This is a genomic window from Pseudoalteromonas sp. SG45-1, from assembly GCF_014164135.1.
Taxonomy (GTDB): domain Bacteria; phylum Pseudomonadota; class Gammaproteobacteria; order Enterobacterales; family Alteromonadaceae; genus Pseudoalteromonas; species Pseudoalteromonas distincta.
Genome location: NZ_JACJEP010000004.1, coordinates 245,898 through 267,927 on the forward strand (window position 1 = coordinate 245,898; position 22,030 = coordinate 267,927).

Genomic DNA, 22,030 nt, shown 5'->3' on the forward strand with positions numbered 1-22,030 from the left:
ATGTGCATAAAATAGATTATTGAATTTGCTTGAAGGAGCACTCTGTGTCGCGATTTTCTGCGGTTACTGACAACCCCCATGATGGGCGTTTTAACCAAAAAACGGGAATACTGCTAACTAACTTAGGCAGCCCTGATGCACCAACAGCGGCTGCGCTTCGTACATATTTACGCGAATTTTTATCAGATCCACGCATTGTAGAAATACCACGCTTGGTATGGATGATAATTTTACATGGCATTATTTTACGCGTACGCCCAAAACGTTCGGCTAAATTATACGAGAGTATATGGACCGAAAACGGCTCACCACTTACCCACATTACTCGCCAGCAAAGTGTAAAGTTAAATACTTTATTAAAAGAGCAAGGTTATACCAATACTGAAGTAGTAATGGCAATGCGTTATGGCAACCCTTCAATAGAGGCAGGCCTTGAAGAGCTTCGTGATAAAGGCTTAACGCGTATAATTATTTTACCAATGTACCCGCAATATTCTAGCCCAACTACGGGTTCTACGTTTGATGCTGTATCGAGCGTACTGCGAAAATGGCGCTGGGTGCCAGAGCTGCATTTTGTTAATGGTTATCATAAAAACACCCGTTACATTGAATCACTTGCTAATAGTATTAGTGAGGATTTAGAAGCGAATGGTATGCCACAAAAAATTGTTTTTTCGTATCACGGTATGCCTAAATTGTTTTTAGATCGCGGCGATCCGTACCATTGCCTATGTTTACAAACCACGCGTTTAGTTGTCGAAAAACTAGGCCTTGATAAAGACAAAGTAATTAGTACTTTTCAAAGTCGATTTGGTAAAGCAGAGTGGTTAAAGCCTTATACCGACGCAACCCTTGCAGCCTTACCTGATGAAGGTATTACCGATGTAGCTATTATAAGTCCTGCTTTTAGCGCCGACTGCCTAGAAACACTTGAAGAGCTAGAAGGTGAAAACCGTGAAATATTCGAAAACGCAGGCGGCGAAAAATACCGTTACATAGCGGCACTAAACGACAGAGACGACCACATAGAAGCTGTGTTTGATGTTATAAAACCTATGTTGTAACCCAAGCTTACTAAAGCTAAATATATTACGCATTAAGCGGTGTTAAAATTAACACCGCTTTTTTGTTTTTAAGGCTTTTAAAATATTTAGTTAATTAATTCACAAAGAGGTTAAGAGGCGCTGCGCTTTTAGAGTGAGTGATAAAACATAACAATACTGTTTTTGTTTCGGGGTTTTTGGCTTCCCCTTTTACTTCTCATTGTGCAAATAAAAGCTTTTAAAGAGCGAATTATTCACAAAGAGGTTAAGAGGCGCTGCGCTTTTAGAGTAGTGATAAAACATAAAAATACTGGTTTTGGCTTTTCTCATTTACCCCTCTTTTACTTCTCATTGTGCAAATAAAAGCTTTTAAAGAGCTAATTATTCACAAAGAGGTTAAGAGGCGCTGCACTTTTAGAGTAGTGATAAAACATAAAAATAGTGGTTTTGGCTTTTCTCATTTACTCCCCTTTTACTTCTCATTGTGCAAATAAAAGCCTTTAAAGGGCGAATTATCCACAAAGAGGTTAAGTGGCGCTGTGCTTTTAGAGTAGTGATAAAACATAAAAATACTGGTTTTGGCTTTTCTCATTTACTCCCCTTTTACTTCTCATTGTGCAAATAAAAGCCTTTAAAGGGCGAATTATTCACAAAGAGGTTAAGAGGCGCTGCGCTTTTAGAGTAGTGATAAAACATAAAAATACTGGTTTTGGCTTTTCTCATTTACTCCTCTTTTATTTTTCATTGTGCAATTAAAGCTTTTAAAGGGCGAATTATTCACAAAGAGGTTAAGAGGCGCTGCACTTTTAGAGTAGTGATAAAACATAAAAATAGTGGTTTTGGCTTTTCTCATTTCCCCCTCTTTTACTTCTCATTGTGCAAATAAAAGCTTTTAAAGAGCTAATTATTCACAAAGAGGTTAAGAGGCGCTGCGCTTTTAGAGTAGTGATACATATTGGCTGATCTGGTTTTTCTCAGTTATTACTGATTACCTTATCTTTGTGAAAGAAATTACTTATATTTTTAATAATAATTAAAATAAATAAAAATGTACGTTTGAGGGGAGGCAATACCTAAGCAACAGCAATTAAACGCTATCGCTTAAAGTATAAATCAATCGCTTTTGTGAGGAGCTCGTCGAGTTGTTCTTCAAATTCTTCAATATTAATTTCAAAGTGCTTTAAGTAAGCCCGAGCCTGAGCAAGTGATAAATTACGGCTGTTAACGCTGTATTGTCGCTCGTCTATGGTTTTATCGTAACGAGGTAAAAATACAAATTGGCCATAAAAGGGGGATTTAATATGCTTGTTGGCAAAACGACAAAAATCTTCAATATGCTCAGCACCCTTAGGTCCAAGGCAACCTGGCTCAATGCGATACATTAAGCGAATTTTTTTGTCGTCATTTATTTGCATTAATAGCCTTTATCTAAAAAACAGTACGCGTACTATTTTCCCATCTTTAATTTGATAACTCGAAATAAGTTCTGAGCGTTTATCAACTACGTTTTCGTCAGTTGAACAAGTTTCTGAAAGTTCGTGATCAATCACTATATCACCGTGCACTATGCGCTTAATTGGTGATGAGTGAATACACTTTAACTTTTTAAACATTAGCCCGTAACGTTCTATTAGTTTTTCTTTACCTTTAAATAATAGCTCATTAGGGAAAATATAAAACTCAACATCTTCGGCATATACACGAAGAAACTCTTCAATGTTACGTGCGTTATATGCTTTAACTAGCTGCTCTACCACAGCAAGTGATTCGCGCGATTGTTTAGCTTTAGTTTGCTGCTTAACTGTAAGTGCTTCTTTTGCTTGCGTTACTGCTTTTTCAGCTTCGGCTACAGCCACTGCTTTTTCTATTTTATTTTTAGGCTTTTCAGCAGGTTTAATTTGCTCGTTACCTAATACTTTTGAATCGTCTGGTTTAGTCGCATCAATTGTTGGCTTTTTAAGCTCTGGCGCTTTGTATTCAAGCGTATTTACTTTGTCGTCAGTGTTGGTTTGAGTTACTGATTGCTCATTTTCAACTTTTGGCTTTTCAACGCTTGTTTGAGCTTCAACTTGCGGCTCTTTTTGCTCAGGCTCGCTTTGCTCTGCGGCATAAGTAATTAGCGCAACGGTAGTGACTAATGAGGCTAAAATAATAGATAACGGTTTCATAACTTTCCTAAAATGAACACTAAATACGTGTAATACCAATTACATTAAATAGGCGATCTATTATAGCGTTAAAAAATAGCGCAATAACAACGCGAAAATTGTGACATATAGTTGTTCTATATGAATAACCTTTAACGCAGTTAGTGAGTTATTTAATGCGATAGAATGATCATATTTTTGATAAAATTAGTATAAGGGTGCAACATAGCAAATTTTAACGTTATCGGGTAGTTAATACCACTACTGAAGCCTACCAGTACTGCTCTACCGTGATATTGCCGGGGTTTTTACGGCGGTTACGCGTAAAGTTTTTATCGAGAAGTAGCGCGGTTGTGTCTTTTACCATTTGTGGATTTCCGCAAATCATAAATTGTGCGTTACTGGGCTTTGGGTCTAACTTTACATATTCAAACAAGCGGTTGCTCTCAATTGCGTTAGTAATTCGCCCACTTAAGCCTTGTAATGGCTCCTCTCTACTTACAACCGGAATATAGTTAAGTTGTGCTGGGTACACTCTTAATAGCTCGTTAATAAGTGCCTGATAGCTTAAGTCGTTATTAAAACGTACGCCATGCACTAAATTTATAGTTTTGTATTTTTTCCATACATCGGGCTGTTGTAAAATTGATAAAAAAGGGCCTATGGCAGTACCAGTCCCTAACATCCAAAGCTGATCACTTTGTGGTATTTCATCAAGGGTAAAAAAGCCGGTTGCGTGTTGTTCTATTAATACGGTGTCGCCAGGTTGTAAGGTAGCTAAACGAGGAGAAAGCAAACCGTCAATTACGTTAATAAGATAAAACTCGAGATCGGGGTTTTCAGGGGCATTCACATATGAATAAGCCCGAGCAATACGTTTGTCGCCATCCATTATTGAAAGCTTTGTAAATTGCCCAGCTTTAAACGGCTCTACGTTTGCATTAACGGTTAAGCTAAAGAGTGTTTCGCTCCACCACGTGACATTTTTTACTGTTGCTTCAACCCAATTAGACATAGTTACCTCTTGGTTTAGCTATTAAAGTTTTAAATAATTCACTCCATCAACATTAGCATTAAGTGACAAAGACTTACAGGATAATATGACTAGATTTAAAGCAGTGATGTGCAGAATTTACCAATAAAATAATGTGAATAATTAGCTCTGTGATAAGAGTCATTAATTGCATAAGAGAAAGCGATGCTGCAGTAACTAAGAAAAATTAAGTCAAAAAACAGTGTTTTTTATTTTATCACTTACTTTAAAAGCGCTGCGTCTTATATCACCATTAGTGAACTATTTACTTGAAAAACTATTGCACTAGGAGAAGGCAAAGAGGAGTAAATGAGAAGAGCTAAGCCAGAAAACGAGTATTTTATCACTTACTTTAAAAGCGCTGCGTCTTATATCACCATTAGTGAACTATTTACTTGAAAAACTATTGCACTAGGAGAAGCCAAAGAGAAGTAAATGAGAAGAACCAAGCAAGAAAACGAGTATTTTATCACTGACTCTAAAAGCGTAGCGCCTCTTAACCTCTTAGTGAATTATTTATTTAAGCCTTTATTAATTAATTTTATAGTTAAACTCAAATTCCACACATAAAAAAACGGCGCTAAATTTAGCACCGTTTTTATAAGCAATAAGAAAAAGTTTACGCTTTTTTCTCTTCACAACTTGCTAGGTATTCGTCAAACGTACCTTGGAAGTCGATTACTTTTTTATCTTTAATATCAATGATACGTGTAGCTAATGACGATACAAACTCACGGTCATGGCTTACAAAAATAAGCGTACCTTGGAAATCTTTTAACGCGTTATTAAGCGCTTCAATGGCTTCCATATCCATGTGGTTAGTTGGTTCGTCCATAACAAGCACGTTAACGTCTTGCATCATTAACTTACCAAATAACAGGCGGTTTTTTTCACCACCAGAACAGTTACGCGCTTTTTTGTTTGCATCGTCTGCTGTAAACAACAAGCGGCCTAACATGCCACGAACCATTAAATCGTTGTGCTTAGCTGTACGCCATTGCGACATCCAATCAAACAACGTTAAATCGTTATCAAAATCTTTAGTGCTGTCTTGCGGGCAATAACCAAAGCTCGCATTTTCAGACCATTTAATTTCGCCTTCATTACTTTTAAGCTCGTCTACTAAACAGCGTAAAAATGTAGTTTTACCCACACCATTTTCGCCAATTACAGCAAGCTTAGCGCCAGCTTCAAGTAAAAAGTCGCCGCCGCTAAATAACGTTTCGCCATCAAAACCATGGCCAAGCTTATTAACTTCAAGCGCCTGACGATACATTTTTTTACCTTCGTCAAACGAAAGCGATGGGCTCATACGGCTTGAAGATTTAACTTCATCAAGCTTAATTTTATCCATTTTTTTAGCGCGCGAACTTGCTTGTTTAGCTTTAGAAGCGTTAGCACCAAAACGGTTAACAAAGTCTTGTAGCTCGTCAATTTCAGCGCTCTTTTTAGCATTTTCAGCTAAAAGTTGCTCGCGTTGTAAGCCCGCAGCTTCTAAAAATTTCTCATAGTTACCAGGGTAAATACGCAGCTCACCGTAATCAATATCGGCCATGTGTGTACATACCGAGTTTAAAAAGTGACGGTCATGCGAAATAATAATCATCGTACATTTACGTTTGTTAAGCTCGTTAGCAAGCCACGTAATTGTATGAATATCCAAGTTATTGGTAGGCTCATCAAGTAGTAAAATGTCAGGATTTGCAAATAATGCTTGTGCTAAAAGCACACGTAGTTTCCAACCTGGGGCAACGTTTGCCATTAAACCGTAATGAAATTCTTTATCGATACCCGCTTCAAGTAAAATTTCTTCAGCGCGGCTTTCTGCGGTGTAACCGTCCATTTCAGCAAATACACTTTCAAGATCGGCAACTTTCATACCGTCTTCTTCGCTCATTTCTGGTAACGAGTAAATACGTTCGCGTTCTTGCTTTACTTTCCAAAGCTCCACGTCGCCCATAATTACCGCGTCTACAACGCTGTATTGCTCAAAAGCAAACTGGTCTTGGCTTAGGTTACCTACTTTTAACCCTGGAGTAATAGATACATTACCCGCACTTGGAACAAGCGCACCGCTTAAAATTTTCATGAAAGTCGACTTGCCGCAGCCGTTAGCGCCAATTAAACCGTAACGGTTACCGTTACCAAATTTAGCTGAAATGTTTTCAAACAACGGCTCTGCGCCAAACTGCATCGTAATATTTGCGGTGGAGATCAAAAAAGGTAATCCTAGATTAGTACTGACAGGAGTACGCTGCAGCAAAACGCCACAAACAAGAACCAGACAATAGGGTAAATTAGCTGGCGAATTATACAGATCAGCCACAACGAATGAAAGATAAAAGGCAGCTAATTTATAACCAAGTAAAAATAACGGCAATTCTCGGTTTTAGGTCACTATTTTTAACGTATGTAGTGTTGAATGTACTTACAGCCACAATGTAAATAATTACTAATGCCAAGCAATATTAAAGAGGGGGCGCCAAATAGCTAAGTTATTAGCTATGTTTTAATGCATAGGTTGGTAAATTGACTTTATCGCCGCCTCGTTTTTGGTAATTAACTGATTAACAGTCGTCACGTCATCAAGTGTTAGCGACTCCTTGCTGAGCATAAAATGCACATTGTTAACGTTAATCGGTGTAATAGTTTTTACCTGCGAAATTGAGGAGTGTTTTTTTACAAAGTACTGCGCAACCACGGAGTCTTCAATAACATAGTCGATTCGTTTTTTATCCAACATGCTAAATCGATTATTTGCTTGAGCTGTAAGCACGACCTGTTTTGAATATTTGGTTTTGAGTTGTTCAAGCTCATCACCAAAAAAGCTTCCTCGGTTAATACCTGCTGTAAAATCTTGACTAAAAAGATCAGCTAAGCTGGTTACATCAGGCGAGTCTTTATGTTTATAAAGACGCATAACTTCTTCGCGATAAGGCAAACTAAAGTGCGCATATTGAGCGCGTTGCTCTGTATAACTTGCCGCGTAGGTTATATCTACCCGACCATTTTTAAGCTCAGCTTGAACACGCGAAAAACTAGGGAAATAAGTCCATTTAATACAAAATTTTGAATCTTTAAAAATAGCCCTAACAGCATCCACTTCTGTGCCTAAAAATGTATCACCTTGTTTTACAAGATAAGGCGGCCAATTAGTTTCGTTAGTACCCATTACCAATGTTTTTGAACACGCAAGGGCATTAAAGTGAGTAAATAGCAGTGTAGTAAATGTTAAAAATAAAGTTTTCATTACACTCCTAGTATTTAAACAGCGCATTAAGTGCTGTTTTGTTTTTGTTTATATGCTCATTAATTACTGCAAGCTCAGTAACCGATACCGTTTTTTTGCTAAACATTAAATAAATATCGTCTTTATTTACATACTCAATGTTGGTTACTAATTTTATATTTGAGCCTTTTTGGCCAAAATAAGCCCCCACTAACTCGTCTTCAATAGCAAAATCAATACGTTGTTTATTAAGCATTTCAAAGCGTTTACTGGTTGCACTGGTGTATTCAATCTGCTTTTTATATTTAGTTTTATATTGCTCAAACTCCTCGCCGTAATAGCTTCCAAAGTTAGCGCCAACAATAAAGCCTTGTTTAAAAATGTCTTCGAGGTTTTTAACGCTATGCTGATTATTTTTGTTTTCGTATAAGCGCATAACCTCAGTTCGGTAGTTATCACTAAAGTGCACATATTTAGCGCGCTCGTCTGTATAACTTGCAGCCCATCCTAAATCAATACGGCCGTATTTAAGCTCAATAAAAGCCCGCTTAGAATTTGGCAGTAACTTAACTTCAAAACAAAAAGGGGAGTCAGCAAATATAATGTTAAGCGCATCAACCTCCAAGCCTTGCAGCTTACCGTTAATGCCCATTACATAAGGCGGCCAAAAAGCATCGTGCGATGCCACGCTAAAGGTTCTTTCACAAGCAAATACATTAAATGGAGCCGTAAACAGCAAACATAAAAATACGGTAATTAATTTATTCATTACGCCTCATAGTTATTATTTTGCTCATTATTACAACAGTATAAACCAGCTTTTGTATTTTAGCGGCGCGGGTTTGTTTAAATTTGTAAATATTTCGTTAAAAATTCATTTTAGGATAAAACAACCAAACTAGCGTTGTTGGTAACCCTATCTGTGGGTACACTAATAATAAATTTATACATAGCAGGGCACGTTATGTCACCAGCCAAAATACGCAGTGATGTTATAAAACTCAGTGAATTAAGCACTAAAAAACCAGATTATTACTTTATCCAAGGCTACTTAATGGGATTAGGTGTATTACCTCAACTACTTGTTCCCAGTGAGTGGCACCCAGATCTATTTGGAGAGTTTAATATTCAAAACGAGACTGAGCTAAAATACCTCGAAAGCTTAAAGGCGTTGTATAACCAAAGCATGGATAAAGTAATTCAAAACGAATTAAAAATGCCAGCAAAATGCAGCCTATCTAAACAAGACTACCGTGAGTCACTAAAGCCGAATATGCCCCTACCAAATTACTGTAAAGGGGTTTTACAGGCGCTTAAAAATATAAATAAACGCATGCTCAATACAGATCAAAAACGTTCTATAAACAGCTTTACTACAGTGTTAAAAGCATTTACAAGCCCCAAAATCGCCGCAAAAGAGTTTGGTGAATTTGCCCAATACAACGCCCAAGAATATAAACGTAATTATGTTTATTTTATGGCCGACGCTATTTTTGAACTTCGATTTAGTAACGAGCGAGCAGTATTTGATGAAAACGAAGCCGAATTTAACAACCACTTTTTAGACGAAGAGCCAAATGAATTAGATGAATTTGATGAACTACTTGAACTGGTACTTGCCGATACCGAGCTAAAAGCACTTGAGCCAATGCAAATGCTTTTAGAAATAATGGAAAGTGGGCTCATAACAAAGCAGTTTATTAAAGACAGCACCGGGTACTTTTGGGGTTTGCACGAAACCCGACCTTATATGATGCTTCGCGCGCATCGAGCAAAAATACACGCACTGCATGGTTATACCCAAAAAGCGCAATCAGAACTCGAAGAGTTATTAAAGCTAAACCCAAACGACAATCAAGCAAACCGCTTTTTATTAATGAACTGCCTAATTATTAATAAACAATGGGAAAAGTTAGAAGCGCTATTGGCCGACTTTGATTTTCAAGAACTACACACAACAGCAAGCCGTGCGCTAAGTGCTTTTGTAAAGCATGGTGATTCAAAACCAGCTAACGATTACAAAAAAATGCTCCAGCAGCAAAATAAACACTTTAGCAAAATACTCACCGGACAAGAAAAACTAAAAGAACAACAGCCGTCATATTTCAGCCCAGGCAGTAAAGAAGAAGTAGCTGTTTACCTTGATTCGTTAGGTAAGCAGGCGTGGATTTCGGTGCCTGCGAGTCTTTTTTGGTTGAGAAAAAAGTAACGAAAAACGTTTAGCGTGATTTATATCGCGCTCAGTGCTCAACATAAGCACTTAATAATAACAGCGTATTAATTTAAAAATTTCTACTTATTAAGCCTATATTTAATGCGCTTGTTCCTGTAGATTAAACAAATAATGAATGCAGTATTAACAGTATCTTAGCTGTTAAACGATTAGCCAAGGAGCGGTGAGTCTCGTGTCAAACACCACACTTACTTATTACAACCAAAATGCCAAAGCTTTTAGCGACTCAACACTTAACGTTGATATGTCGGCGCTTTATGCTGAGTTTTTACCGCACGTTGCACAGCACGGGAGTATTTTAGATGCCGGTTGTGGCAGTGCGCGCGATGCCGCATTTTTTAAAGCGCAGGGTTTCACTGTAAGTGCGTTTGATGCAAGCCCAGATCTGGCAGAGTTGGCAAGCAGTTACTTACAACAACCTGTAGCGGTTAAAACATTCCAAGAGCTAAATTGTGTAAATCAATACGACGGGATTTGGTGCTGCGCTAGTTTATTACACGTTCCAAAAGCTGAGTTACCGCAGGTGTTTTTAAACCTACAAAATGCGCTTAAACCGAATGGCGTTTTGTATGTGTCGTTCAAATATGGCGATACAGAGCGTGTGCATAATGGTCGTGAATTTACCGATTTAACCGAGCAATTATTAAGTGATTTAATCAATCAGCACACGCAATTGAGCATAATGAAACACTGGCAAAGTGTTGATCAGCGCCCAGGGCGCGAAAGCGAAGTATGGTTAAATGCCTTGTTAACACATAGCAAAGCGAAATTATAAGTGAATAGTTTTAGCGAACATCAACACCTGCAAAGTAATAACCGACAGCTTATTACGGGTGATAATGATCCGTTATTACCCAACCTTGTACATGCCATAAACAATGCCACTGAGATTGAAATTACAGTTTCATTTATTCAGCCAAGTGGCTTAGAACTGTTGTTCGATCCCCTAAGCGAAGCTTTACAAAGCGGCGCAACACTCAAACTACTTACCTCAGACTACCTTGATATTACTCACCCTAATGCGTTGAGAGAACTTATGGCATTAGTAGATCGTGGAGCCGATGTGCGTATTTACCAAACGCACAGTAATCAAAGTTTTCATATGAAGTCGTATATTTTTATAAAAACAAACGACCAAAAAGAGATTACTGATGGCTGTGCCTTTATTGGCTCAAGTAATATTAGTGCCAGCGCATTAACCAAAGGGCATGAGTGGAATTTTAGACACGATTATACACAACCAAAAACAAGCCAAGCAGCAAAGCAGTTTTTAAGTATTCGCACAGCTTTTGAAAATATTTTTAATCACGAATTTGTTACCCATTTAAGCCATGAATGGATAAATAGCTACATTACTCGGCGTAAAACACAGCAGTTTGTATCGGTAAACCACGCTGATACAGCTGAGCAAGTTATTGAAAAGAATGAAGCTAAAACACCAAGGCCAGCTCAAATTGAAGCGCTTAATGCCTTAGCGAAAACGCGTACTGAGGGCTTTAAGCGTGGCTTAGTGGTTTTAGCAACGGGTATGGGTAAAACATGGTTAAGTGCATTTGATGTAAAACAATTCAAAGCAAAACGTGTTTTATTTGTAGCGCATCGTGAAGAAATACTTTTGCAAGCACAGCGTACTTTTTCTGAATTACTTACTTTATCTACTGGGTTTTATAACGGTAAGCAGCGAGACAAAAACGCTGAGTGTTTATTTGCCTCTATTCAAACCATTGGCCGAAGTAATCACTTAAAGCAGTTTGCACCAACAGCATTTGATTACATTATTGTTGACGAATTTCATCATGCAAGTGCGCGCGTATATCGCCAGCTTTTAAACTACTTTGAACCCAAGTTTTTACTGGGTTTAACAGCTACACCAGAGCGTACCGACCAAGCTGATATTTTAGGGTTATGCGACAACAACCTAGTATTTGAGCGTAACTTAACGCAGGGGATAGACCAAAAAACGTTAGTGCCATTTCATTACTACGGTATTTGGGATGAAAACGTAAACTACCAAGCTATTCCGTGGCGTAATGGCCGATTTGATCCAACAGCACTTGAAAACAAATTTGCAACCCAAAAACGGGCAGACCACGCACTTTTACAGTGGCAGCAATACAAACAGCAGCGCACATTAGGTTTTTGTATATCTACTAAACATGCTGATTATATGGCGGCTGCATTTAATAACGCGGGTGTAAAAGCGCTATCTGTACATAGCCAGTCAAAAGTACGCCGTAATGATGCACTAAAACAATTAGAACAGCGTCAAGTTGAAGTATTATTTACCGTTGATTTGTTTAACGAGGGGACTGATTTACCAAGCATTGATACCATATTAATGCTGCGCCCAAGCGACTCTAAAATACTCTTTTTACAGCAATTAGGGCGGGGTTTACGAACTCTTGAAGGTAAAACACATTTAGTGGTGCTCGATTTTATTGGTAACCACCACAGCTTTTTAAATAAACCTTATGCGCTACTTCATGAAACCACGCCAACTGGTGTAGTTAAAAAGCTTAAAAAACCAAACCTTGCTGATGGCTGCTTTATAAATATTGACTTAAAAGTTACCAACTTTTGGCAGCAGCTAGCCAATATACAGCGCACCACAGCGTTAGAAGATATAACACAACTTGCCGAGCAACTAGGGCATTTACCTACATTAAGCGAGTTTTACTACCACTACGGCGATATAAAAAAGGTAAACAGCAACTACACTAGTTGGTTTGATCTAATTGCTAAAACACAAAATATTGATGACGAAGCACAGCAAAGTGCCAAGCAATTAGCACCGTTTTACGACTTTTTACATAAAGGCATACAAACAACCAGTATGACCAAATGCTTTAAAGCTATTTTGCTTGAAGCGTATGTTGCTTTGAATGGCTTTGCTAACCCCCCAACAGTTGCAGAACTTGCTGTAATGAGTGCAAAGGTACTCGCGCGCCATCCGAATTTAAAGCAACACGATTTACCTATTAAAGAACAGCAAGCAGCTGCAGATTCGCAAACATGGCAAAGCTACTGGCGTAAAAATCCAATTAAAGCCTACACCAATAAAAATAAAGACGGCACACAATGGTTTACCTTACAAAACAACACCGTAAAAGCCACGTTTGACGTACCTGCAGAAAAATGCGAATTACTAAACAGCGCCGTGTTAGAGCTGGTTGAATACACCATAGCCAAATACAACCAGCGGCTAAAAGTAAAAACGCCAACCACGAAACAAAATACAGAGCAAGAAGCTGACAATGTAACTCAGTTAGTGTTTAAAGATCTGCCGATACAGCAAACGCGCAAGATAACGCATTAAAACTGCCGTACTTCCCTAATATTAAAATTGCCTGCGGGCATTTTAAAACAGGGGATGAAAGCGATATGGAATTAATGGACGCACCTTTTGGTGCAGGCAAGCTTGATCCAAACGTACATTTTTTAGCCCGTGCATCGGGTAACTCTATGAACGGCGGTAAAGCCCCAATTTATGATGGCGACTTACTACTACTTGAGCTTATAACCTCTGATAAAGCCGGATCGCTACGCGGCCAAATTGTCGCGATAGAGCGAGATGATATAGGCGGAGATGGCCAGTATTTACTGCGAAAAATTAATAAATTACCCAATGGGCAATATGAGCTAATTGCTCAAAACCCCGATTACGAGGTAATGATTGCAGATGAAAGCATGCGAACATTCGCCCGCTTTAAACAAGTGGTTACGCTTTAACTTGTAGGAGCTGAGCTTGCTCGCGCGAAAAGCGAAGCTTTTAATATTGGTGAATTTGCGGAGTTCACGAATGCTGTTTTGGTATTTGGGTTTCGAGATTGATACCTCTATTCGAGGTTTTATCGCGTTGGCGATGGCAACCAAAGGGCGGCTGCCGCCGACCGCCCTTTGGAATCCCACGGCGCACCCGAAGATCACACTTTATCTTCAACTTACGTTAATGATGTGAACGTAACCAGCGTAGATAGGCCATCCATGGCCAAGCTACGCTTTGTACAGCATCCATGCTGTAAATTACTCATCATTAACTCAGTTTCAGGTGTGATCACGGGGAATTGGAGTATGTTGGTAGATTGGTGTTTATGAATACTGGCAGGCATTTTATTTATGCTTTTAGTTATATGAGACATATACAGGAAAATTATGTACGAAAATCTTTTTACTAATTGGATGCGCTGGGTTGATCGTGAACAAAGTGAGGGTATCCAATATCCGGGTATTTATATCTGTGCAATTACAGGTGAAGATTTATCTAGTAAAGATTTTTCATGGGTTACAAACATAGTATATGTAGGAATGACGAACTCTGTAAAAGGCTTAAAAGGAAGGCTAAAACAGTTTGATGACACAATAAAAGGCAAAAGTGGCCATGGTGGCGCGGATCGCATGCGATACAAATATCAAAATTATAATGAGTTAGTAAACAAGTTATATGTAGCTGTAGCACCATTTACATGTAATGTTAAATCAAACAGCCCTGAAGACTTACGAACTATGGGTCAAGTAGCAAAGTTCGAATATGATTGCTTTGCACGCTTTACAGAATCATTTGGTTATCTTCCTGAGTTTAATGATTACGCCAAATCGCCTAAATATAGTTTAACAATAGGGCGTAAAGGGTAGGTTGTGGAAGAATACACGAATTCTAATAGCTTTAAATATTAGGGAGATATTTAACCTTATGGCGGCAAATAACGACAAGGAGCGGATAGGGTCAAATCTTGACTTCACACATTAAGAGTCTTCAATATCTGCTCATGGCACGGTTCAGAATTTCGGCAAAGACTGAAAAGCGAACTATGGTAGTTCGAAACCTTTCAAGATATGCTACCTTTTAGAGTATCACTAATAAAGTGTTATATGTTTTGACATGGAAAAGGAGAATTTAATGGCTAGACATCGTGTTGGAAATTCATATTTATCAGATGAAGAGCTCTCTGAGCATCAATCAGAAAATTGGAAAGTATGGATATTTGTCATAGCTGCATTGTGTACTGGGTTTGTTGTAGCAAATATTACAGATGGAAAAATTGACCTAAAATTAATGAGATTTTCCATAATTATTGGCTCGGCTGTTTTAGTAGGTGTTATAGCTGCAAAATTAAGTGAAATTATTCGCTGGGCAGTGTATTTATCTATCGTGCTTGGAATAACATTTTTTGCAGGCTCACTTATTTGGTCGTCGCTGTGATACATATAGCAACCACTGAAGTCGGACTCCCGGAAAAGTGTGTCTGTCGCTTATTGAAGGGTTACTAAAGTCTGCTATCGGCACATAGCAGTTAAGGATGATCAAGCTTAAAATCCATCACCCAACTGCCAATTTCCCAGCCTCATGCCACATTTCACTTGGCATGGGGCTTGTTAATTCCCACGTTATATTCATAGGCTGGCTACCGTTGTGGCTTTGGTATTTTACCTCGCCGTAGTTTACAAACCCCATAGTTCGGCCGTTTTCGTCTTTGCCTTGTTCGCGTACAAATAACAGGATGTTTTTGCCTGTTTGTTGGTGTTGTAAGTAACTAAGGCCGCGGCCGTGTTCTGGGCGGGCGCTGTTTTGCGTTTGCCAGTGGAACAGGGTAGGGCTGATTGCGTAGTCGTGATACAGCGTGGTGGGCGAATAGGTTTTTTCGCATTTATTCAGTGTTACAAATAACAGCTCTATGTTTTGGTTTTTAAATTCTAAAACGCCTTCGCGGGCGGTCGATTTTTTATCAAACGAGTGCGCGCCAAACGCGGCGAGTATTTGCTGGCGAGTGTAGCGGCTGTGTAATTTTATTGCGTGGTTTGTTAGGCACGCTAAATCGCTTTCTTGCTGGTGAATACGGTTTATTAATAGCGTAATTACTTGAGCAAGTTCGTGCTGTAGCGCTTTGTGTTTAAGAGCTTGTAAGCTCTGTTCAAGGGTTTTAAAGCCTAAACCTGTGCCAGTGTTATCCCAAAAGTTGTAATGCGCCATAAGCGCGTACTGTTGGTTTTTTGGTGTTGGTGAAAAGCTAAAGTTGTTGTTACATAAATCACGTAAAAAGCATAGGTAACTGAGCGAGTCGCAGCCGAGTAATTGGGTGTTTATAGCACGGTAATATGCGGCGTAAATATCGGCTTGTTTTTCGGGTATTTCATCGCCTTTTAACCAGTGCCAGCCGCCGAGCTTTTTATCTTTTGGTTTGTATATATCTTCAAGGGTGACTTGTGGGTTTATACGTAAAAAGTTACTTAGCGTAAGCGCGTCATTAGTATGTTGCGAATAGCTATTTATTAGCTGCTGTAAACGGCGTTTAGAGTTTATAGCTTGCTGAATATTTTTTAATATTGTTTGTTGAGTATGCTTTTGTAGCTCAATACGGCAACCCAGTGGTAAATGCGGGAAGTTGTTTTCAATCTCGGTTTTTATTGGCTGGTTGCTTTTACCAATGAGTGCGCGAAACTTGCTAGCAAAGTCGTATTCTGGGCGTGCGTTGCCTACAAAGTCGAGCACGGTACAGCATTGCTTTTGGCTGTTATCAGGTAAACGCAGGCCACGGCCGAGTTGCTGTAAAAACAGCGTTAGGCTTTCGGTCGGGCGTAAAAATAGTAAGGTATCGACCTCTGGAATATCGACACCTTCGTTAAAAATATCAACCACGCAAAGTATTTGTATTTCGCCTTGGCGTAGTGCTTGTTGTTTAGCCGCGCGCTCATTAGTGTTTTTACTGGTGAGTACATCGGCGTTTATGCCTGCTAAGTTAAATTTAGAGGCCATGAATTCAGCGTGTTTTTGGCTTACACAAAACGCGAGTGCTTTAATAGCGTGAACATTGGTTACGATATCAGCAAGGCTCGATATAATTTTGTTAGCGCGGCTGTTCTCCCCTGTATAAAGGTTACTTAGCTCGCTTATATCGTAACGGCCGCCTCGCCATGTTATTTGGCTTAGGTCGGTGTCGTCATCTAGTCCAAAGTATTGAAATGGGCATAAATGGCGTTGGTTTATTGCCTCTGGTAAGCGAATTTCAGCGGCTATTACCCCACAAAAGTCATCGAGGATATTTTCGCCATCTTGTCGCTCTGGCGTGGCGGTTAAACCAAGTAATATTGTGGGTGTAAAATGGTCCAAAATAGCGCGATAACTGGCCGCGCTTACGTGGTGTACTTCGTCTATTACTATGTAGTCGTAGTAATCGTGAGTTAAATTGAGCGATTCAATTTGGCTGTTCAGCGTTTGGATTGATGCAAATAATTGGTTGTAGCGCTGTGGTTTGTAGTTACCTACCCACAGCTCACCAAAGTCGTTATTTTTAAGCACTCCACGGTAAGCGCTTTGCGCTTGTTTTAGTATTTCTTCTCGGTGGGCTACAAACAAAAAGTGAGCATTTGGGTTTTTATCGTAAACAGTTTTAAAGTCGAACGCCGATATTATGGTTTTACCCGTGCCGGTTGCAGCAACTACTAAGTTTTTAAAACGATTTTGTACGCTGCGCTCAGCACTTAGTTTTTCTAAAATAGCGAGCTGATGCGTTTTTGGTGTTATATCAAAATAAAACTGGCTGTTTGATTGCCCAACACCGCGTTGCTCGTTAAGTGAATTAATGAGCTTTTCTTTACACTCAACAGCGCCTGTAAATAGCTCGAAGTCTTTTGATTCCCAGTAGGTTTCAAACGTACTTTTGGTTTTAGCTATTATGTGCGGGATTTCTTGTGCGGTAATTTTTAAGTTCCACTCAAGGCCGCTGGTAAGCGCCGAATGCGATAAGTTAGACGAGCCAATATAGCCTGTATGAAAACCCGTATTGCGCATAAATAAATATGACTTTGCGTGTAGGCGTTCTTGCTGATTATTATAACTTAGCTTTACTTCGGTATTTGGTAGGTTTGCTAAAAACTCAACGGCTTTAGCATCCGTTGCGCCCATGTACGAAGTAGTAATAACTTTGAGTTTATTACCGCTTTTAGTAAACGCTTCAAGCTCATTTTTAAAAATGCGCAGCCCCGTCCATTTTATAAATGAGACAAGCCAGTAAATAGTGTCGGACGATTTGATCTCGCGCTTTAGCTCGGTTTCGAGCGATATACCTGCATTAGCACCGCTAAATAACTCGCTTTGTGTGAGCCCTGTGAGTGGAAATATATCGCTTGAGTAATCTTTAAGGTTTGCTGCAATCGGATTTTGAGTATTAAACAGTGCGGTAAGAATTCGGCCTTGGCTGTCGATAAGATTTTCGTTAATTAGCTCGTCATCGCGAATATGATCTTTAAGCCAAAGTACAAGGCTGTTAGCTAGGCTAATTTGTTCTTGTAGGCGCTCGTTCGAGTTGGGAATGGCATCGATTGCATGTGTTACAAGTTTACTTAAAAAGCGTGAAAGCCATGTTGCCGCTTCGGCCGTTTCAAGCTGGCGCTCGCCAACATAAAATTGATCACGATTTAAATTTTGCTCAATTACTTGCGTAATTAACTGCTCATAAATACCAATTTGCTGCATTAAAACCACTCCCTGTTTGCGAGTGGTTAGTTTACTTAAATGCGGTACAGCTACAAGTATTAATCGACTAAGTTACTAGTAATTAAGTACAAACGTGTGAGTTAAGTATTAGTCGATAGAACAATTAAAGGATGGTGCTAAGAAACCATCCCCTTCAACTTCACCTTAGAACACATAATTAATGAGTAATTACCTCACATGGATGTGAGAAAAGCGATGCTTGCACATGGATGTGCTTTCATCGCGTTTACGTTCATATTAATTTTATGTTTAAAGATAAGTGAAATTGAGGGGCGCCGAGAGATTCCAAAGAGAAGTCGGCGGTTACTCTCTTTGGTTGCCATCGCCAATGCGATATTTGTAAATTATTTTAAAAGCTACGCTTTTCGCGAGCAAGCTGAGCGCCTACAGGTGTTTAGGTGGGCTTTGTAGTGTGGGTTTGAATGATGCGACATGTACCTGTTTTTAAGGTATAAAGTAAACATTGTGATTATAGGAACTCATCATGGATGATTTATTAAACCAAGGTTTAAGCCTTTTATTTGTTATTGGTAGTGTTTATTCACTATTAGGTGTTTTGTTTATCAAAATATGGCTTCATCAGAAAAATGCAAAACTACCTGTAGATCGTAAAAAGCTTAAACGTGTTGCAGCGCAGACACTTAATGAACAAGTTAATGATAAAGTTTTAGATGTAATAGGCTTAGTCTTTTTGTCTGCTTTGATAGTCACCATGCCTTTTGCTTTGAAAGGAATTGCTGAAATGTTTGCCAGCGGCAAGCTCAATTACTTTTTAATTATCGTGATTGCATTGGGACTAACGTATGTGGCACGAAAGCTTTGGGTTAAATCTAACGACTTAATAAAGCTAAAACTAGGACGTGATGCAGAATTAGCAGTTGCTTCAGAGCTTATAGAATTACAGTCACACGGTTATCAGGTATTTCATGATATACAAGCAGATGGTTTTAATATTGACCATTTAGTTGTTGGGCCAAATGGGATATTTGCTATTGAAACCAAAGGCAGACATAAACGAATAAAAGACGATACAAATTACAAAGTTAAATTTGAGAATAACCATTTAGCATTTCCTTCTTGGTTTGAAAGCAAGCCATTAGAGCAAGCTCAAAACCAAGCTAATTGGGTGAATAAATGGCTTTATGAATCTACCGGTTTTAATACTCCGGTTTTACCTGTTTTATGTTTTCCTGGTTGGTTTGTGGAACTAAAGCAGAGACCAATCTTTCCAATCGTTTCTCATAAACAAATAGTTAAAACTATCCTTTCAATGCGACAAGTTAGCTTAAATCAAGAGCAGCAGCGTGCTATTTGCTATCAAGTGGTGCAGCGAGCCTTAAACGATAGTAAGGCAATTTAAAAGCTTCGCTTTTCGCGCGAGCAAGCTTCGCGCCTACAGGTGTTGAGCTTGGCTATTAAGCTCAAAATGTCATTAACTTCCCATAAGTAACTTATGTTTTACTTATGGGCTTGTGTTTTTATTTTACTCTCTATAAATAAAGTGAAGTTTACTTATAGGAGGTAAATATACGTTCAAACTTAAAAGTAAGTTATATTTGACTTTTGGGTGGGCTACCCTAAAATAAATTGTATAAGTAAACTATAGTTGACCTTTAATGAGTGAATTACCAGCAAAAAAAACACTTGGAAGAGTTGTTAAGCGCACTGAAATGCCTGATCTATCAAAGCCGTTTTCGTCGGTGCGACTCGCTAAAGCGATTACTTCAAAGCGAACAGGCATGAAGCTTACATTGGTTGATGTATCGCAAGCACTTAATATTTCAAAGCCTACGCTGATAAAAATAGAAAAAGGTGATGTGAATGTGCAGTTTTTTAATGTACTCAAAGTGATGGAATACTTGGGGTTGTCGTTTAGCCTTGTCAGTGATGACGAGTCGCACCACAATAACAACGATGAGGTGAGCGATGAGCAGTGGTATTAAAAAAAATAGCTTAGATGTATTTATTGGGCATACGCAGAAGATAGGTGCGATAGCCCTTGATATAGGCTCTGAAAATGAAATTGCATTTACCTATGAGCCTGAGTGGATTAATAAGGGTTTTGCTATTTCACCACACTTACCGCTCAATGGTGATTTTGACTCACGTGATGTGCGTAATTATTTACAAAACTTATTACCCGAGGGCAAAGGTCTTGATGAGATTATAAGTAGTACTACTATCTCTAAAAATAATACGTTTGGTTTGATTAAAGTAATTGGCGAGGAAACGTCAGGCGCTTTGTCGTTTAGAGCAAGTAACAGTACTTTAAAGCAAACATCTTTTCGTGAAGTAACTAGGGTCTGTTGATCTTTGCGGATTAAAATTTGTCCAAACTAGGAGCTATTTAATCGCGACGCGAGCTTTGCAACCTAGTGGGCTAAGTAAAAACCGAGCAACAAAGAGTAAATAGCTCCTAGGAAGAACCCTTTGGGCAGCGCCTGTTTGGCATTAATGCTACGTTATCGCCCATTTATGGGGAATAACCACACTGCATAGGCTCTGCCTTGCCTAAATACCAAACAGGCTGCTGCAAATTTAACCTTGAAAGAACAGCAGACCCTAGTGACGAGCTAAGCCAAAAACTTAAACGCTTTGTACAAGTTGGAGAACCAATTACTCATTGGGATGGCCGAACTCGGCTCTCTGTTGCTGGCGTTCAAGACAAACTAAACCTACTCGAAATCGATAGTAAATTAGGATTTGGTGAAGGGGAGCTATGTTCTAATAAAATTTTTAAATTTGAAACAGGTACCGCGCCTTTCATTGCAGTAAATGAACTTTTTACCATGCTTTTGGCAAAAGAGTCGGGGCTCAATGTTCCCCATGTTGAGTTGCGCACTTACGCAGATGTAAGAGTGTTTGTAATAGATCGCTTTGATAGGCGCGTTACACAAGATCAAAGCCGTGTATTACGTCGTCATATTATTGATGGTTGCCAAGCCACTAATTTACCTCCTTCTTATAAATATGAGCGTCAGCATGGTGATGATGGGGATGGTATTTATATTCGAGATGGCGTTTCTTTTGCAAAACTCTTTAATGTTAAAACAACGAATGTACAAGCGTATGAGGCTCAGCTTATTCGTTGGATGACATTTAATATTTTAGTACGTAATTACGATGCTCATGGCAAAAACATTAGTTTTTTTGTTGGTAAAAATGGTTTAGAGCTTACGCCGTTTTACGACTTGGTAAATATAGAGGCTATTATTGAGCAGGGAAGCATTGACCGTGATATGGGCTATCTACAGCCCAAAATATCAAGGTGTTATGCTATGTCAGTGGGTGAGCATAATTCGCAAAGTGCAGGCAATTTTACTAATGAAATTACAGCTTACATGTTAGCTGATTTTGCTGATGAATTTGCTATTTCACTACCACGGATGCAACTACTTATGAGTCAAACCGTTGACTCTGTATTAGCCGCAATTGATACGGCTAAAGTTTCTGCTGTTAAAAATAACTTGTCTACTGCTGAATTAGCACACATTGATTTGTGCATAAGAATAATTAATAAAGCTGCAAATAAGCTGAGTGAGCAAATAATACAACTACCAAATATGGATGCATTTATTTAAATTTCAGAAAATAAATACACGTATTTTGAGTAAGTAATTCATATTTTGGTTGCCAGCATCAACGCGATATTTACAAATTAAAATTAAAAGCGCGAGATAAATTCCGGCTTACAATTTAAAAGCTACGCTTTTCGCGCAAGCAAGCTGGGCGCCTTGTATCTCTCGTTGATAAATGATTAGCTATCATTTATCACATCGAAGTCAGTGAGCTTGCCTCGGCGCCTAGTATTTAATACTGCTCGGTAGATAAAGCCCTGACTTTCTATTCTCAGA

General features: G+C 38.9%; 16 protein-coding genes and 1 pseudogene. 10 read left to right on the top strand and 7 right to left on the bottom strand.

Annotation, left to right across the window (positions count from 1 at the left end):
• The first annotated feature begins 44 nt into the window (after nucleotides 1-44).
• Nucleotides 45-1,064 (top strand): ferrochelatase, encoded by a 1,020-nt coding sequence (hemH, locus tag H5117_RS06000; RefSeq protein WP_182736602.1) that lies wholly within the window; start codon nucleotides 45-47, stop codon nucleotides 1,062-1,064.
• A gap of 1,073 nt (nucleotides 1,065-2,137) precedes the next feature.
• Here hemH and H5117_RS06005 read toward each other — a convergent pair.
• The 6 genes from H5117_RS06005 to H5117_RS06030 form a co-directional block, all read right to left on the bottom strand.
• On the bottom strand, nucleotides 2,138-2,458 hold the full coding sequence (locus tag H5117_RS06005) for a hypothetical protein (RefSeq protein WP_154904180.1): 321 nt from the start codon (nucleotides 2,456-2,458) through the stop codon (nucleotides 2,138-2,140).
• Nucleotides 2,459-2,467: 9 nt separating this feature from the next.
• Nucleotides 2,468-3,211, bottom strand: a complete 744-nt coding sequence (locus tag H5117_RS06010; protein WP_002962106.1) for a nuclear transport factor 2 family protein — start codon at nucleotides 3,209-3,211, stop codon at nucleotides 2,468-2,470.
• Nucleotides 3,212-3,461: 250 nt separating this feature from the next.
• Entirely contained in the window at nucleotides 3,462-4,205 is a 744-nt protein-coding gene (locus H5117_RS06015; protein ID WP_039488796.1) for a ferredoxin--NADP reductase, read from the bottom strand.
• 637 nt (nucleotides 4,206-4,842) lie between these two features.
• Nucleotides 4,843-6,441 carry an ABC-F family ATPase gene (locus H5117_RS06020; RefSeq protein ID WP_182736604.1) on the bottom strand — a complete coding sequence of 533 codons (1,599 nt, stop codon included), beginning with the start codon at nucleotides 6,439-6,441 and terminating at the stop codon, nucleotides 4,843-4,845.
• 291 nt (nucleotides 6,442-6,732) lie between these two features.
• On the bottom strand, nucleotides 6,733-7,473 hold the full coding sequence (locus tag H5117_RS06025; RefSeq protein WP_182736606.1) for an ABC transporter substrate-binding protein: 741 nt from the start codon (nucleotides 7,471-7,473) through the stop codon (nucleotides 6,733-6,735).
• 7 nt (nucleotides 7,474-7,480) lie between these two features.
• Entirely contained in the window at nucleotides 7,481-8,221 is a 741-nt protein-coding gene (locus H5117_RS06030) for an ABC transporter substrate-binding protein (protein ID WP_182736608.1), read from the bottom strand.
• A gap of 195 nt (nucleotides 8,222-8,416) precedes the next feature.
• On the opposite strand from H5117_RS06030, the gene H5117_RS06035 reads away from it, so the two are divergent.
• The 5 genes and pseudogenes from H5117_RS06035 to H5117_RS06055 all read left to right on the top strand — a co-directional run bounded on the left by H5117_RS06035 (nucleotide 8,417) and on the right by H5117_RS06055 (nucleotide 14,885).
• Nucleotides 8,417-9,661 carry a UPF0149 family protein gene (locus tag H5117_RS06035; protein ID WP_182736611.1) on the top strand — a complete coding sequence of 415 codons (1,245 nt, stop codon included), beginning with the start codon at nucleotides 8,417-8,419 and terminating at the stop codon, nucleotides 9,659-9,661.
• A gap of 196 nt (nucleotides 9,662-9,857) precedes the next feature.
• Entirely contained in the window at nucleotides 9,858-10,460 is a 603-nt protein-coding gene (locus H5117_RS06040; protein WP_182736613.1) for a bifunctional 2-polyprenyl-6-hydroxyphenol methylase/3-demethylubiquinol 3-O-methyltransferase UbiG, read from the top strand.
• Nucleotides 10,461-13,414: pseudogene (locus tag H5117_RS06045) on the top strand (DEAD/DEAH box helicase family protein).
• A 423-nt stretch (nucleotides 13,415-13,837) separates the two neighbouring features.
• Entirely contained in the window at nucleotides 13,838-14,317 is a 480-nt protein-coding gene (locus H5117_RS06050; protein ID WP_182736615.1) for a hypothetical protein, read from the top strand.
• Nucleotides 14,318-14,582: 265 nt separating this feature from the next.
• Nucleotides 14,583-14,885: a hypothetical protein gene (locus tag H5117_RS06055; protein ID WP_182736617.1), complete on the top strand. Its 303-nt coding sequence runs from the start codon at nucleotides 14,583-14,585 to the stop codon at nucleotides 14,883-14,885.
• Nucleotides 14,886-15,002: 117 nt separating this feature from the next.
• On the opposite strand, the gene H5117_RS06060 is transcribed toward H5117_RS06055, so the two are convergent.
• Nucleotides 15,003-18,155 carry a DUF3427 domain-containing protein gene (locus H5117_RS06060; protein WP_182736619.1) on the bottom strand — a complete coding sequence of 1,051 codons (3,153 nt, stop codon included), beginning with the start codon at nucleotides 18,153-18,155 and terminating at the stop codon, nucleotides 15,003-15,005.
• 505 nt (nucleotides 18,156-18,660) lie between these two features.
• Here H5117_RS06060 and H5117_RS06065 point away from each other — a divergent pair.
• The 4 genes from H5117_RS06065 to H5117_RS06080 all read left to right on the top strand — a co-directional run bounded on the left by H5117_RS06065 (nucleotide 18,661) and on the right by H5117_RS06080 (nucleotide 21,757).
• Complete coding sequence (locus H5117_RS06065; RefSeq protein WP_182736621.1) at nucleotides 18,661-19,536, top strand: nuclease-related domain-containing protein; 876 nt, start codon at nucleotides 18,661-18,663, stop codon at nucleotides 19,534-19,536.
• Between the two features lie 256 nt (nucleotides 19,537-19,792).
• Nucleotides 19,793-20,119 (top strand): helix-turn-helix domain-containing protein, encoded by a 327-nt coding sequence (locus H5117_RS06070; RefSeq protein WP_010554999.1) that lies wholly within the window; start codon nucleotides 19,793-19,795, stop codon nucleotides 20,117-20,119.
• Entirely contained in the window at nucleotides 20,103-20,486 is a 384-nt protein-coding gene (locus H5117_RS06075; RefSeq protein WP_259396065.1) for a HipA N-terminal domain-containing protein, read from the top strand. The genes H5117_RS06070 and H5117_RS06075 overlap by 17 nt, the downstream gene beginning before the upstream one ends.
• Nucleotides 20,487-20,683: 197 nt before the next feature.
• Nucleotides 20,684-21,757: a HipA domain-containing protein gene (locus H5117_RS06080; protein WP_259404260.1), complete on the top strand. Its 1,074-nt coding sequence runs from the start codon at nucleotides 20,684-20,686 to the stop codon at nucleotides 21,755-21,757.
• The last annotated feature ends 273 nt before the right edge of the window (nucleotides 21,758-22,030 follow it).